Below are 14,443 nucleotides of genomic sequence, written 5' to 3'. Positions count from 1 at the left end.
GCGTCATGACAGCGTCACAGCCCGAGGCAGCACCACGCACGGTCGCCATCACCGGCGCCAGTGGTCTGATCGGGACGGCGCTCACGCAGGCGCTGACGGGGCGCGGCGACCAGGTCATCCACCTGGTTCGCCGCGCCCCGCGCGCGTCCTTGGGCGACGGCATACGGGAGATCGAGTGGTCCCCCGTCGACGAGCTCGACCCGGCCGCGCTCACCGGGGTGGATGCCGTCGTCAATCTGGCCGGTGCCGGGATCGGCGAGAAGCGGTGGACCGAGTCACGCCGCGCAGAACTCGTCGACTCCCGGATCGACAGCACCACCACTATCAGCCGGGCGATCGCCGGTGTCGAAGGCCCGAAGCCTCGGCTGCTGTCCGGCTCGGCCGTCGGCTACTACGGGGACCGTGGCGAGGAGTTGCTGGACGAGGAGAGTGCGCCGGGGGATGGCTTCCTCGCTGACCTCTGCGTGGACTGGGAGGCCGCGACAGCGCCCGCGAGCGAGGCCGGCGCCGACGTCGTCCATCTGCGGACCGGCTTGGCCCTGACCGCCGATGGCGGGGCACTCGGGCCGCTGCTTCCCCTCGCCCGGCTGGGCCTTGCTGGGCCGCTGGGCTCGGGGCGTCAGTTCTGGCCCTGGATCACCCTGCACGACTACGTCCGCGCGGTCCTCCACCTGCTGGACCACCCCGACATCACCGGACCGGTCAACATGACCGGCCCCGCACCCGTCCCCCAGAAGGCTGTCGTCAAGGCCCTCGGCCGCGCCCTCCACCGCCCCGCCCTGCTGCCTGCTCCATCGCTGGCGCTGCGCGTGGTGATGGGTGATATGGCCGGGGAGATGATCCTCGCCGGGCAACGCGCCCGCCCCGTCGTGCTTGAGGACACCGGCTTCGCCTGGGACCACCCCGACGTCGACACCGCCGCCGCCTGGGTCGCCGACCACCTCTGACAGGTCTTCCCGCGGGCCGGCCCACCCCCAGCGCGCCCCATCTCACCGCCACGCCCGCCGGGCCCCTCCACCCCCACGAGCCTCTCCACCCCCCACGATCCCCTCCACGCCCACCGCCCGCCGCCTGCCGCCTGCCGCCTGCCGCCTGCCGCCTGCCGCCTGCCGAGCCTCTCCGCCCTGCCGCCTGCCGAGCCTCTCCGCCCTGCCGCCTGCCGGGCCCCTCCACCCCCACGAGCCCCGGCGTGTCTTGCACTGTGCAGATCTGGTGTTGCGTGTCGGGTGCCTGGGCGCGGATCTTGCACAGCCGATTCTGCACATCAGTGAGTGAACTCACGTCGCGGGAAGGCTGGAAGGTCCTGACGGGCTCAACCAGACACGTCTAGCGATTACCCCAGGACCAGAGCTGCCACTGACCGGGCTCTGGCCCAGCGGTGAGAACCAGTTCGACCTGGTCGGTGCGCATCGGTAGCGCCAGCCGCTCCTCCCCCGACGGGCTGTGGGCGTTCAGCGGAGCACGGCTGATCGTCGCGGAGAGGTCAAGCCGTTCGGCGGTGCGTTCTCGGACGCGGACGTCATCCACTCGGAAGGTGACATTCCGGTACTGCAGTTGCTGCTCGACGATCGCGTTCAGATGCGCCTCGTCGGAGGCCAGCGCGGGAGAATCCGTCGCCATGACGCCCGTCAGCAACCCAGGGTCTGCGCCCTCCCAGGCAGCGGCCCGACCATCGACGAGGCGCTGCACGACGCTCACCAGCTCGGGGGCTGACGCGCTCGTCGAGGTCTCGGCAGCAGAGTCGCTGGTGGTTGTCCCGGCAGCAGTGTCGCTGATCGATGTCTCGGCGCCATGGCCCGCAACCTCGTCTTCGGCGGCCCTGTCCGCGCTACCTCCACGTCCGTCAGTGGCCACGCCCTGCCCGATCGACTCCTGCGACCCATCCTGCCCCGACCCGTTCCCCGCCCCGACCTGCGTCGCCGGTGCTGCCGAGGGTGGCGGACCCAGGACCCCCGAGACGATCAGATATCCCGCACCTGCCACCAGCACCAGCGCCACCACGGCTGCCGCCCAGGTCAGCGCCCCTTCGACGCGACGCACAGCACCCGAGCCGCCCACGCCCACGCGTTCTGGCCGATGGGTCCCCGCAGGCTCCCCAGTCCGCGCCGACGTCTCACCAGCCTTCCCTGAAGCCGCAGCCCTGGCCGCGGCCCCACTCCGCGCCGACGTCGCAGCACCACCCCGACGCTCCCACCACCTCCGCCTCGGCTCCTCCACCGCCAGGTCCTCGCGCGCCTGCTGCCGCAGCCGCTCGGTGAGGAACATCTCCGGCTCCGCATCGGGCGCGATCTCCACCGGCTCGGGCGTGGCCACAGCCAAGAGCGCAACCGCCACCTCCTCCGCGTCCGGCCGGTCCTCCGGCTGCGGCGCCATGCACCGCGTCACCAGATCGACGAGCGCCGGCGGCAGCTCGGGTGCGACCTCGCCCAGCGGCGTCCGGTCCCACACCGGCCCCGGCGGCTTACCGGTCAGCGAGCGCCACGCCAGTGACCCCATCTGATAAACGTCCGACTCCGGGGTCGGCTGGAAGCCCTCCAGCACCTCCGGCGCCACCATCCCGTCGGCCCCACCTGTCCCCATCGGATCGCGACCCATGCTCCCAACCACCCGCGCTGCACCGAGGTCGCCGAGCACCGGCATACCATCCAGCAGGAAGAGCACATTGCCGGTCGACAGGTCCCCGTGTACCACCCCCTGGTCGTGCAGTTCTGACAGCGCCGCCGCGACCGGGTGCAGCACCGTCACCAGTTCCCCGGGCGAGAGCATCCCGCGACGGGACAGCACCTGGGCCAGGGTCCCGCCCCCCGCCAGCTGGGTCGCGAGCACGACCGCGGCCGGGCGTCCCGTGACGGAGTCGGGGAGGGGGATCACGTCATACAGGTGCAGGACGTGCTGGTGGCGCACCCGGGCGAGCAGCCCCGCCTCCCGCAACCCTGCCGAAACGTCCCCACCTGCGGGCGTGAGCACCTTGAGCGCGAGCTCCACGCCGTCCGCCCGGCGCCGCCCCCGCCAGACCACCGAGCTCGCCCCGCGGCCCAGCTCACCCAGCAGTTCATATCCGGGGACCACTGGCTCATCCATGACGTCTCCTCCCTCGACCCCGCCCACGCTGCCAGATCCGGCCGACCCACCCCCGGACTTATCCACAGGCGGGCGGCTCCAGGCGGCGGCGTACAGTGCACCCATGCGTTTCGAGCAGCTCGGCCTCGCCCCGGACTACGTGGACTACCGCGCAGCCTGGGAGCACCAGCGCGAGGTGCACGCCGCGGTCGTCGCCGGCGAGCTGCCGGACACCGTCCTGCTCCTGGAGCACGAGGCGGTCTACACCGCGGGCAAGCGGACCGAGGCGCACGAGCGCCCGCTCGACGGCACCCCGGTGATCGACGTGGACCGCGGGGGCAAGATCACCTGGCACGGGCCAGGTCAGCTGGTCGGTTACCCGATCGTGCGCCTGCCCTCCCCCGTCGACGTGGTCGCCCACGTGCGCCGGCTGGAGGACATGATGATCTCCGTATGCCGTGAGCTGGGTGTGCCGACCATGCGCGTCGAGGGCAGGTCCGGGGTGTGGGTCGCTGCCGACGACGTCCGCCCCGAGCGCAAGATCGGCGCCATCGGGATCCGGGTCAGCCACGAGGTGACCATGCACGGCTTCGCCCTCAACTGCGACTGCGACCTTGGCTGGGCCGATGTGGTCATCCCCTGCGGGATCGCCGATGCGGGCGTGACCTCGCTCTCGCGCGAGCTCGGCCGCGACGTGCCGGTGACCGAGGTGCTGCCGCTGGTGCAGCGCGAGCTGGAGCGGGTGCTCGGCGGCGTCACCACCGGCTGACAGTTCGCGCGCAGACACACCTGCAGCACTCCCACCTCCGTCGACACAAAGGGTGTTGACTGGCTGCTGCAGGGCGGGCCGGTCGGCCCGACGGATGGGAGCACGATGAGCGTGGCGTTGGCTGCGGACGAGGGCCTGGCGGTCGCCACGCGTGGTCTGCGCAAGACCTACCGAACGATGCGCGGCACGAGGGTGGCCGTGCACGGGCTGGACCTCGATGTGCCGACGGGTGGGGTGCACGGCTTCCTGGGGCCCAACGGCTCGGGCAAGACCACCACGATCCGGATGCTGCTCGGCCTGACCAGGGCGGATGCCGGGACGATGCACCTGTTCGGCACCCCCGTCCCTCAGCAGTTGCCTGGCGTCGTCGACCGGGTCGGCGCGATCGTCGAGTCGCCGAAGTTCTTCCCGACCTTCACCGCCGAGCGCAACCTGAGCCTGCTCGCCGAAGCCATCGGGACGCCCCGCGAGCGCGTGGGCGAGGTCCTCGATCAGGTCGGACTCGGCGGGCGCGGCAAGGACCGCTTCCGCTCCTACTCCCTCGGCATGAAGCAGCGCCTCGCCATCGCCGCGACCCTGCTCAAGTCCCCTGACCTGCTGATCTTCGACGAGCCGACCAACGGTCTGGACCCGGCCGGTATCCACGAGATCCGGCAGACGATGCGCCGCCTGGCCGACGAGGGCCGCACCGTGCTGGTGAGCAGCCACATCCTGTCCGAGGTCGAGCAGATCGCCGACACCGTCTCGATCATCGGGCGCGGCCGGGTGCTGGCGCAGGGCTCGGTCGCCGGGCTGATCGGTGGCGGCGGGGAGACCGTCGAGGTCGGCGTGCGTCACCCGGGGGCCGCGATCCGCATCCTGCGCGAGGCGGGCTTCACCGCCGAGTGGCAGGCCCAGCGCCGCGGCGCCGATGCAGCCGCCGGACTGCAGCAGTATGCCGCCGAACCCGACAGCGGCCTGCTCACCGTCACCGGCGCCGAGCCCGCCGAGATCACCCGGCTGCTCGCCGGCCAAGGCCTGTATGTCGAGCGCCTGGTCCCGAGTCGACGCGGCCTGGAGCAGATCTTCCTCGAGCTGACCGAGGGCGAGGGATTACCGACACCGTCGGTTGACCCCGGGTCGCCCGGCAGTGGAGCAGGATCTGATACTGCCGAGCGCGAGGGGGGTGCCCGATGATCCGGTTGACCATGGTCGAGCTGCGTAGGATCGCGGCCCGCAAGGTGCTGTGGATCGCCCTGCTCGCCAGCCTGGCCATCGCGATCGTGACGGTCGTCGGCGTCTTCCTCACCGCCCAGCAGATCGATTCGGCTCGGGCAGGCTTCAACCAGCAGTACAACCAGATGGTGGAGCAACTGCCTGCCGACATCGAGCAGTGCGAGCGAGACCAGGAGGCCGAGCGCCGGGCGACAGGTGACCCCACCATCGACTACGGCTGCAACCAGATACGGGTGCCGACGATCGATGAGATGTACGGTGCCATGCCCTCACTCGCGGACCAGTACCAGATGCTGCTGGGTGGGCTGGCCTACCCCTTCATGTTCCTCGCCCTGGCCATGGGCTCGACGATGGTGGCGGCCGAGTTCGCGCACCGGACCATGGGCTCGTGGTTGACCTTCGAGCCGCGGCGCACCCTCGTCTACCTCAGCAAGGTCCTCGCACCGGCGATCGCCTCGCTGCCGGTGGCGCTCCTGGGGCTGGTCACCGTCTTCGTCGGGATCCCGGCGGTCTTCAGATGGTTCCGGATCGATGACTCGGTCACCGGCAACGAGTGGGCCGACCTGGCCTGGATCGCCCTGCGCATCTGCCTGCTCACCGTGCTGACCGGCGCCTTCGGCGCTGGGCTCGCGTTCATCCTGCGCCACAGCGGGCTGGTCATCGGCCTGATGGTCGGCTACCTGGTCCTCATCGAAGGCATCCTGGGCTCCATCTTCAACTGGCTGGGCAAGCTGGCGTTGAGCCGCAACATCCACGCCGTGATCAATGACGGGACGCAGTGGAGCGTCTGGCCCTCGAACTGCGGCTGGGACGGCAACGAGTGCCGCGAGATCATCTACCGCATCTCCCTGACGCACGGCGTCGTGGTGCTGGGTGTGCTGCTCGTGATCGTGGCGGTCCTGGGGTGGGTGAGATTCGTCCGCTCCGACGTGGATTAGGCTGGTGTGACACCCGCCTCGACCACTAGGGAGTTGCCGTAGTGACCATCGCACCTGAGGGACGTCGCCTGCTGCGGGTGGAGGCCCGCAACGCGCAGACCCCCATCGAGCGCAAGCCGGAGTGGATCCGGACCACCGCCAAGATGGGCCCGGAGTATCGCGAGCTGCACTCGATGGTCAAGTCCGGCGGCCTGCACACCGTCTGCCAGGAGGCTGGCTGCCCCAACATCTTCGAGTGCTGGGAGGACCGGGAGGCCACCTTCCTCATCGGTGGTGACATCTGCACCCGCCGCTGCGACTTCTGCGACATCGCCACCGGCCGCCCCTTGCCGCTGGATCGCGAGGAGCCGCGCAAGGTCGCCGAGTCGATCCGCACCATGGAGCTGCGCTACGCCACCATCACCGGCGTCGCCCGCGACGACCAGCCCGACGGTGCCGCCTGGCTCTACGCCGAGGTGATCCGCAAGGTGCACGAGCTCAACCCCACCACCGGTGTCGAGATCCTCCCGCCCGACTTCGGCGCGGTCCCCGAGCTGGTCCAGCAGGTCTTCGACGCCCGCCCCGAAGTCTTCGCGCACAACCTGGAGACCGTGCCCCGCATCTTCAAGAAGATCCGCCCCGCCTTCACCTACGACAAGTCGCTCAAGGTGCTCTCGATGGCCCGCGAGAACGACTTGGTCACCAAGTCCAACCTCATCCTGGGGATGGGCGAGGAGGACCACGAGATCGAGCAGGCTCTCCAGGACCTGCACGACGCCGGCTGCGACATCATCACGATCACCCAGTACCTCCGCCCCTCCAAGTTGCACCACCCCATCGACCGGTGGGTCAAGCCGCAGGAGTTCGTGCACTGGAGCAAGGTCGCCGAGGAGATCGGCTTCAAGGGCGTGATGGCTGGTCCGCTGGTCCGCTCGTCCTACCGTGCGGGCAAGCTGTATGCGACAGCGATGAAGCGCTGGGGCCGCCCGGTCCCGGAGAACCTCTCGCACCTGGCCGCTCAGGCCGAAGCTGGGATCCCGGCCCGCCAGGAGGCGGCCTCGCTGATCCCGCGCGATGTCGAGGACACCCCCTCAGCCCACGTATCCTGATCCTTATGTCCGCGCGCACCACCGACACCGGCGACGCCCCGAAGAAGGGCCTGTTCCGCCGTCGCCCCAAGAAGGCCAAGGACCCGAACAACCCGGGTCGGATCGCCCAGTTCCGTCAGGTCTTCACGATGACCCGCAAGGCCGACCCGGCCGCGGTCTGGTGGATGATCCTGGCCGCGCTCGCGGTGCTGCTGGTCGCGTTGTTGATCGGCATCTGGTGGGGCCAGGTCATCTACATGCTGATCCTGGGCATCCCGTTGGCCTTCCTGGCCGCGATCGTCATCCTGGGACGCCGCGCCGAGCGGGCTGCCTTCGCCCAGATCGAGGGTCAGCCGGGCGCCAGCTCCGCGGTGCTCGGCCAGCTGCGGCGTGGCTGGTACTACGAGCAGGAGCCGGTGGCCGCCGAGGCCGGCGGCACCATGCGCGGCATGCGCGACCTGCACAACGCCGCGATGGTCTTCCGTGCCGTCGGCAAGCCCGGCGTCATCCTGCTCGCCGAGGGCCCCAAGGGTGCTGCCCAGCGCCTGGCGACGGCCGAGCGCAGGAAGGTCGCCCGCGTCGTCGGTGAGGAGGTCCCCGTGCACACCATCATGGTCGGCAACGGCGAGGGCCAGACCCCGCTGCGCAAGGTGACCAAGACGATGAAGGGCTACCCCAAGGCCCTCTCCCGCGACGAGGCCGGCATGGTCCAGCAGCGGATGAAGGCCCTCGGTGGTGGCCGCAAGCGCGCCCCGGTCCCTGCCGGCATGGACCCCAGCCGCCCGCCGAAGATGAGCCGCAAGGCCCTGCGCGGTCGCTGACGATCGAGGGCCGGGACGCGCCGCGGACAGTCCCCGCGGTCAGTCCCGTCGCGCCCGCCAGGGTTGAGCGATGAGCAGGAAGGCCACGACTGCTCCGGACAGGGCGATCACCCAGTTCCCGAGCGGGTCAACCGCGATGCTCGCACCCTGGGCATCGACCTGCACCTCGGCCGAGAGCACCAGGTAGGCCACGAAAGCTGCGACGACGCCCCACAGCCAGCGCGGACCGGTCTCGGGCACCGCGCGGGGCAGCCGCACCTTCTCCTGTCGCTGGTCCCGAGGGATCGCCAGCCGCCACACCCGCGCACCGGCCAGGAAGGCCAGGACGGCGAGCACCGGCAGCAACCAGGGGAAGCCGTTGGCCGCGAGCGAGAGCTGCTGATCGGTCCGCACGACCTCCAGCTCCATACCCGGCACGAGGAGCGCCCATCCGGTGCCCCGCTCGGCGCCGGTGGCCGCGACCCCCTGGTAGAAGGTGATCATCGAGACCAGGACGATCACGCCATACAGAACGGCGGCCAGCGTCGCCCAGGCGACGCCCTCGAGCCACCGCGGCCGGGTGGGGTCCACGGCGCCCTCGGCCGCCTGCGTCGCCAGCTCCTTCGGCGTGCCGACCCCGGCCAGCGCCTGCGCCAGCCCCACATCGGCGGCTGCCTCGGTGATGTTGGCGCGCATCTCCTTGCCGAGCGCGCTGCGCACACCCACGGGCACGCCGCGGGAGTCGAGCCAGAAGTCGTAACGCGTCAGCCAGCTCTCGAGCTTGATCTTCTCGGTGGTCTTCATCACGTCCCCTTGGTGGTGTCGGTGTTCTGGAGCACGACCTGGACGGCCGTGCGCAACTGGTCCCAGGACGCTTTGCTCCGGGCCAACTCGGCCCGCCCCGCGTCGCTGAGGGTGTAGTACTTGCGTGCCGGCCCCGAGCTGGAGGCCTGCAGGTAGGAGGTGAGCAGTCCTGCTCCCTCGAGCCGGGTCAAGGCCGGGTAGACGGTGCCCTCGGCCAGCTCCTCGAAGCCGGCCTCCCGCAACCGCGACACGACGGCATACCCATAACCGTCCTCGTCGGCAAGGACGTGCAGCAGCAGGAGTCGAAGGACTCCCTTGATCATCTGCGGATCGTGCGTTGCCATGGCTCTAGCGTCCACCTAGTACTCTACAATGTCAAGTACTAGGTGGAAAATCATCCCGCATGATGACGAGGAGGATGAGGTATGCCGTGTGGCTCGGTCAGCGGGCGGCGACGACGACCGAGCGGGCCGCCTTGTCGTGCAGCCCGCGCGCATCGGCGTCCATGATGATCGCCGGGATGAACAGGCACAGGAGCAGCGCCCGCAGGGCGGAGCGCCCCGGCGGCGGCGCCTGGTGGCCATCGCCGTCCACGGAGACGACCCGGATGCCGAGGAGCCGGTGCCCGATGGTGGTGCCGATCGTGGTGACCAGGATGACGTTGACGACGAAGAGCACGATGAGCGGCAGAAAAGCCTGCAGGCCCGCGGCCTCGCCCCACTGCATACCCAATAATCCGGTGGCGACCAGCGAGCAGAGGATCCAGTCGACCGCGAGCGCGACGAGGCGGCGCAGGACCGAGGCGATCGAGCCGGGTCCGTCGGCCGGCAGGCCGAGCGAGGCGCCCTGGTGGGCCGCGGGGGAAGTCACCCTCCAACACTACGGGCGGCGTAACACGCGTGAAACACCAGGGTGACGGCCCGGTAACGGCCGTCCTTTAGGGTCGAAGACACGGGTTCTCACCCCCACCCGTGCGGGTTCTCACCCATCGCCCCTGTGGCACGACCGCTGTGAAATCGCTCTAGGAGGAGCACATGTTCAGCAATGCCGAGGAGGTCCTGGCCTTCATCAAGGACGAGGACGTCAAGTTCATCGACATCAGGTTCTGCGACCTGCCTGGCGTGATGCAGCACTTCAACGTGCCTGCCGAGACCTTCGACGAGGACGCCTTCCAGACCGGTCAGATGTTTGACGGCTCCTCGATCCGTGGGTTCAAGTCGATCCACGAGTCGGACATGAAGCTGGTGCCGGACCCGACGACGGCCTACCTGGATCCCTACCGGGCCCAGAAGACGCTGATCATGAACTTCGCGATCGTCGACCCGTTCACCGACGAGCCCTACGAGCGCGACCCGCGCCAGATCGCGCGGAAGGCCGAGAAGTACCTCACCTCGACCGGGATCGCCGACACCGCCTACTTCGGTGCCGAGGCCGAGTTCTACGTCTTCGACGACATCCGCTTCGCCTCCCAGCCGCAGGGCAGCTACTACCACATCGACTCGATCGAGGCCGCGTGGAACACGGGTCGTGCGGAGGAGGGCGGTAACCGCGGTTACAAGACCCGGTTCAAGGGTGGCTACTTCCCGGTGCCGCCGGTCGACCACTTCGCCGACATCCGCGACCAGATGTGTCTGGACCTCAAGACGGTCGGCCTGGAGGTCGAGCGCTCGCACCACGAGGTCGGCACCGCGGGTCAGCAGGAGATCAACTACAGGTTCAACACCCTGCTGCACTCCGGCGATGACCTGATGAAGTTCAAGTACGTCATCAAGAACAGCGCGTGGGCGGCCGGCAAGACGGCGACCTTCATGCCCAAGCCGCTGTTCGGTGACAACGGCTCGGGGATGCACACGCACCAGTCGCTGTGGAAGGACGGCGAGCCGCTGTTCTACGACGAGAACGGCTATGGCGGCCTGTCCGACATCGCGCGGTGGTATATCGGTGGTCTGCTGGCCCACGGCCCCTCGCTGCTGGCCTTCACCAACCCCTCGATGAACTCCTACCACCGTCTGGTGCCGGGTTTCGAGGCCCCGATCAACCTGGTCTACTCGGCCCGCAACCGGTCGGCGTGCGTGCGGATCCCGATCACCGGTAACAGCCCGAAGGCCAAGCGCATCGAGTACCGCGTGCCGGACCCCTCGGCCAACCCCTACCTCTGCTTCTCTGCGCAGCTGATGGCCGGCCTGGATGGGATCAAGAACCGCATCGAGCCGCCGGAGCCGGTGGACAAGGACCTGTACGAGCTGCCCCCGGCCGAGCTCGAGGGTATCGCCCAGCTGCCGACCTCGCTGCCGGACGTGCTGGACGCGCTGGAGGACGACCACGACTACCTGACCGAGGGCGACGTCTTCACCGAGGACCTGCTCGCCGCCTGGGTCGACTACAAGCGCGCCAACGAGGTGGACCCGATCCGCCTGCGGCCGCACCCGCACGAGTTCGAGATGTACTTCGACATCTGACGAAGAACGTGAGCCAGGGGGAGGGAGTGAGGTACGAACTCCCTCCCCCTGGTAGTGCGAGGAAGATGTCGCGACAAGGACTGACATCTGACGAAGAACGTGAGCCAGGGGGAGGGAGTGAGGTACGAACTCCCTCCCCCTGGCTCACGTGCCACCAGGCATCCCCTGTGAGTGCCCTGGTTAGACACGCTTCCGCGCGCATGAGCGCATCAAACGGCTGCACTCACAGTCAATCTGTGCGGACCGAGTCACGGTGCGGAGAGAGTCCTCGCGCGGTCCGACCACCGCCCACAGGACGCACGGCCTCCGCACCGCACGCCGCCCGCGCACCAAGAGCCCTCGGCAGAGAGCCTCGGGTCAGTACCTCAGCACCGCGGCGACTATCGCCTCCTCGGGCAGCTCGTCCAGGATCCGGACCGCACCGCCGTTGCGCAACGTCGCCCGGGCCGCTGCGTCAGCAAGACCACGCTCCCCGTCGCCGTCGCGCAGCGGACGCACCACCTCGGTGGACCCGTTCCGGCCATAGACCGCCTGCTGGGTCAGCAGCAAGGTGTCCACCCGGCCCTCCTGAGCAGCCGTCGCGGAGTCGCGCGCACCGACAGCGCCGGTGCCCCGCGCCCGCTGCTCGTGCACCCGGTCCAGCAGCCTGGAGCGCTCACCGTCGAGCCGCTCGGAGACCAAGTCCCAAGCCGCCTCGCGCAGGTCATCGGCGCTCATGTCGTCGGGATTACGGTCGATCGCGCCGTCCAGCAGATGCGGGTAGGAGTTGATCTCCCGATAGATCGCCACCCACTCCGGCAGCCCGGCCAGGATCATCGGGATGCTCCGCCCGGCGAGGTGGTTCTCCACCCCGCGCGCCACCTCGCGGAAGAACTCGGTGACATTCTCCTTGTGCTCGTTGTCCCACGAGCTGGTGCCGTGATAGACCGTCGACCCACCGGCCGAGGCCCCGGTCGCCTGCGTCTGCGGCACGGAGTCCGACTGCTGGTCAGAGGTCTCATAGACCTCGTCGAAGGCACCGGGCACCCCCGGCACGTCCAGCTCACCGATCAGGTCCCGGCTCCCCCGCAGCACCCGCACGTTCTTCTGGCTCAGCGTCAGCACCACATAGTTCTGGTCGGCCAGCAGCGGCAGCACCGGCCCGAGCACATAGCCCGACCCGACGGTGCCGAGCTCGGGCAGCTCCAGCGGCACCCGATAGCTCGCTGACCAGCCCGGCTCGAGGAACATCGCCAGCCCGTCCGCCATGTGGCTCCAGGCCATCGCGTCGTCCAGCAGCACCCACGCCGGCGCCATCATCGAACTCACCTCGTCGGCCTCGAGCCCCTCCTGTTCGAGCTCCCCCTCGACCGCGGTCAGCAGGTTCTTCCACCTGGTCCGATCCGCACCGGCCTCCTTGGCTCCCCCCACCCGGTGCGTCGGCGCGAACAGCGACACCCTCGTGCCGTCACCGTCCTCCACCAGCTTCTCGAACTCGGCCCGGGTCATCAGATCCATGAGGTCCTCCTCGTCGACAGCGGTTCTCCCGAGGCTACCGAGTCGCGCTGAGGTCTGCAGTACGGCCGGGGGGTGTCAGCCGCGCGCCAGCTCCGCACGCAAGCAGGCGGCATACCGGCTCGGCTCGCCGGAGGCGTACTTCACCCGCGGCCAGAAGAACCCCCGCAGCCCGTCGCCCTTGGTCCGCGGCACCACGTGCACGTGCAGGTGCGGCACCGACTGGCTCACCGTGTTGTTCATCGCCACGAAACTGCCCTGGGCCCCGAGTGCACCGGGCACCGCGGCCGCGACCGAGCGGGCGGCGGTGAACAGCGGCGCCACCAGGTCGTCGGGCAGTTCGACCAGGTCCCGTATGTGGACACGCGGGACGACCAGCACGTGCCCCTTGAACACGGGCCGGGTGTCGAGAAAGGCGAGGACCTCCGGCGTGTCCAGCACGACGTCGGCGGGCTCGTCGCCGGCAACGATGGCGCAGAAGGTGCAACTCACCGGGCTCACGCTAGCTCTGCGCGCCCGCCAGCACCTCGCGCGCGGCCTCCCCGACGGCGCCAGCCACCTCGTCCACCTCGTCGTCGGTGATGCACAACGGCGGACCGAGCAGGATGAGGTCGCCGCGGGCGCCGTCAGCGCACCCGGTGCCTTGATAGACCAGCACGCCCCGCTCCCGGCAGGCGGCGACCATCGACTCGGCCACCTTCGCCGACCGCGCGAACGGCTCCTTCGTCCCTTCGTCCGCGACGAACTCCACCGCCTGCATCAACCCCAGGCCGCGCAGGTCGCCCACCCCGGCCACGCCGGACAACTCACTGCGCAGCGCATCGGCGAGCCGCTCCCCCTGCCGTGCCGACGCCTCGACCAGCCCCTCCTGCTCCAAGACTCGAAGCACGCTCAGCCCAGCCGTCGCGCCGACCACGTGGTGGGAGTAGGTGAAGCCATGGACGAAGGACCCGGCCCCGGTGATGGTCCGGTGCACCTCGCCACTCGCGATCGCCAGCCCCAGCGGCCAATAGCCGGACGCGGTTCCCTTCCCGGCAGTCATGATGTCCGGCCGCAACCCCCAGTGATCGGACCCGAACCAGGTCCCGGTCCGCCCGAACCCGGTCATCACCTCGTCCGCGACGACCAGCACACCGTGCTTGCGGCATACCTGGGCGATGGCGGGCCAGTAGTCGGCCGGCGGGACGCACGCGCCCAGCGCCGCGCCCGCCACCGGCTCGGCGACGAAGGCGGCCACCTTCTCCGGACCCAGCTCGAGGATCAGCGACTCGAGCGCCTGCGCGTGCCGCACTCCGCAGCCATCGGGGTGGGTGTCGGCGAAGGCGCAGCGGTACTCATACGGCGTCCCCGTATGCCGTGCCGCACCCAACCAGGGCTCGTACGGTCCGCGCAGCGAGGCTCGGCCGCCGACGTCCAGCGCGCCCAGCGTGTTGCCGTGGTAGGACCCGTCGCGACCGATCACGATGTGCCGGTCCTCGCCCCTCGCCAGGTGGTAGGCGCGGGCCATCTTCAGCGCCGATTCGAGGGCCTCCGACCCGCCCGAGACCGGGTAGAGCCGGGGGTCCTCCATCGGCAGGTGGGCGGTGAGCGCCTCGGCATACTCCTCCAGCGCGGCGGTCGCGAACATGCTGCCGTGCACGTAGGCGACCTGGGCCGACTGCTCGGCGATCGCCCGCGCGACGTCGCCGCGACCGTGGCCGACCCCGACCACGATCGCCCCGCCGGCCGCGTCCAGATAGCGGCGACCGTCCACGTCATACAGCTCGGTGCCCTGCCCGCGGGCGATCCGCACGCGCTCGGCCCCGCCGCGGGAGAAGATGTGCCCGGCGCTCACCGC

Annotated in this window: 14 protein-coding genes; 7 read left to right on the top strand and 7 right to left on the bottom strand. The window is 69.9% G+C overall.

Annotated features, from left to right (window positions below; translation table 11 throughout):
• The first annotated feature begins 5 nt into the window (after positions 1-5).
• Positions 6-947 (top strand): TIGR01777 family oxidoreductase, encoded by a 942-nt coding sequence (locus tag ACQBAT_RS05715; RefSeq protein ID WP_420746111.1) that lies wholly within the window; start codon positions 6-8, stop codon positions 945-947.
• A gap of 379 nt (positions 948-1,326) precedes the next feature.
• Here ACQBAT_RS05715 and ACQBAT_RS05710 read toward each other — a convergent pair whose 3' ends face one another.
• Complete coding sequence (locus ACQBAT_RS05710; RefSeq protein WP_420746112.1) at positions 1,327-3,081, bottom strand: serine/threonine-protein kinase; 1,755 nt, start codon at positions 3,079-3,081, stop codon at positions 1,327-1,329.
• Positions 3,082-3,184: 103 nt separating this feature from the next.
• Between ACQBAT_RS05710 and lipB the strand changes: the two genes are divergently transcribed.
• From lipB to ACQBAT_RS05685, 5 genes are all read left to right on the top strand, one after another.
• The gene (gene lipB, locus ACQBAT_RS05705) at positions 3,185-3,829 is read left to right on the top strand and encodes a lipoyl(octanoyl) transferase LipB (protein WP_420746113.1); all 645 of its coding nucleotides are present in this window, start codon (positions 3,185-3,187) and stop codon (positions 3,827-3,829) included.
• Between the two features lie 105 nt (positions 3,830-3,934).
• Entirely contained in the window at positions 3,935-5,005 is a 1,071-nt protein-coding gene (locus tag ACQBAT_RS05700) for an ABC transporter ATP-binding protein (protein ID WP_420746114.1), read from the top strand.
• Entirely contained in the window at positions 5,002-5,982 is a 981-nt protein-coding gene (locus tag ACQBAT_RS05695; RefSeq protein WP_420746115.1) for an ABC transporter permease subunit, read from the top strand. Before ACQBAT_RS05700 ends, ACQBAT_RS05695 begins: the two co-directional genes overlap by 4 nt.
• Before the next feature lie 41 nt (positions 5,983-6,023).
• Positions 6,024-7,070: a lipoyl synthase gene (gene lipA, locus ACQBAT_RS05690; protein WP_420746116.1), complete on the top strand. Its 1,047-nt coding sequence runs from the start codon at positions 6,024-6,026 to the stop codon at positions 7,068-7,070.
• A 5-nt stretch (positions 7,071-7,075) separates the two neighbouring features.
• Positions 7,076-7,870 (top strand): DUF4191 domain-containing protein, encoded by a 795-nt coding sequence (locus ACQBAT_RS05685; protein WP_420746117.1) that lies wholly within the window; start codon positions 7,076-7,078, stop codon positions 7,868-7,870.
• Between the two features lie 39 nt (positions 7,871-7,909).
• On the opposite strand, the gene ACQBAT_RS05680 is transcribed toward ACQBAT_RS05685, so the two are convergent.
• The 3 genes from ACQBAT_RS05680 to ACQBAT_RS05670 form a co-directional block, all read right to left on the bottom strand.
• Positions 7,910-8,653: a hypothetical protein gene (locus ACQBAT_RS05680; protein WP_420746118.1), complete on the bottom strand. Its 744-nt coding sequence runs from the start codon at positions 8,651-8,653 to the stop codon at positions 7,910-7,912.
• The gene (locus ACQBAT_RS05675; RefSeq protein ID WP_420746119.1) at positions 8,653-8,997 is read right to left on the bottom strand and encodes a PadR family transcriptional regulator; all 345 of its coding nucleotides are present in this window, start codon (positions 8,995-8,997) and stop codon (positions 8,653-8,655) included. The genes ACQBAT_RS05680 and ACQBAT_RS05675 overlap by 1 nt, the downstream gene beginning before the upstream one ends.
• Before the next feature lie 97 nt (positions 8,998-9,094).
• Positions 9,095-9,523, bottom strand: coding sequence for an RDD family protein (locus ACQBAT_RS05670; RefSeq protein ID WP_420746120.1), 429 nt, complete (start codon positions 9,521-9,523; stop codon positions 9,095-9,097).
• A gap of 164 nt (positions 9,524-9,687) precedes the next feature.
• Here ACQBAT_RS05670 and glnA point away from each other — a divergent pair, with 164 nt between their 5' ends.
• Entirely contained in the window at positions 9,688-11,112 is a 1,425-nt protein-coding gene (glnA, locus tag ACQBAT_RS05665; RefSeq protein WP_420746121.1) for a type I glutamate--ammonia ligase, read from the top strand.
• Positions 11,113-11,469: 357 nt separating this feature from the next.
• Here glnA and ACQBAT_RS05660 read toward each other — a convergent pair whose 3' ends face one another.
• The 3 genes from ACQBAT_RS05660 to ACQBAT_RS05650 form a co-directional block, all read right to left on the bottom strand.
• On the bottom strand, positions 11,470-12,609 hold the full coding sequence (locus ACQBAT_RS05660) for a hypothetical protein (protein WP_420746122.1): 1,140 nt from the start codon (positions 12,607-12,609) through the stop codon (positions 11,470-11,472).
• Positions 12,610-12,684: 75 nt separating this feature from the next.
• On the bottom strand, positions 12,685-13,098 hold the full coding sequence (locus ACQBAT_RS05655) for an HIT family protein (RefSeq protein WP_420746123.1): 414 nt from the start codon (positions 13,096-13,098) through the stop codon (positions 12,685-12,687).
• Positions 13,099-13,108: 10 nt separating this feature from the next.
• Positions 13,109-14,440: an aspartate aminotransferase family protein gene (locus tag ACQBAT_RS05650; RefSeq protein WP_420746124.1), complete on the bottom strand. Its 1,332-nt coding sequence runs from the start codon at positions 14,438-14,440 to the stop codon at positions 13,109-13,111.
• Between the last annotated feature and the right edge of the window lie 3 nt (positions 14,441-14,443).

This window comes from Ornithinimicrobium pulveris, from assembly GCF_050261105.1.
GTDB lineage: Bacteria > Actinomycetota > Actinomycetes > Actinomycetales > Dermatophilaceae > Ornithinicoccus.
Note: the sequence above shows the minus strand (reverse complement) of the source record. Positions and strands in the feature narration are given on the sequence as shown.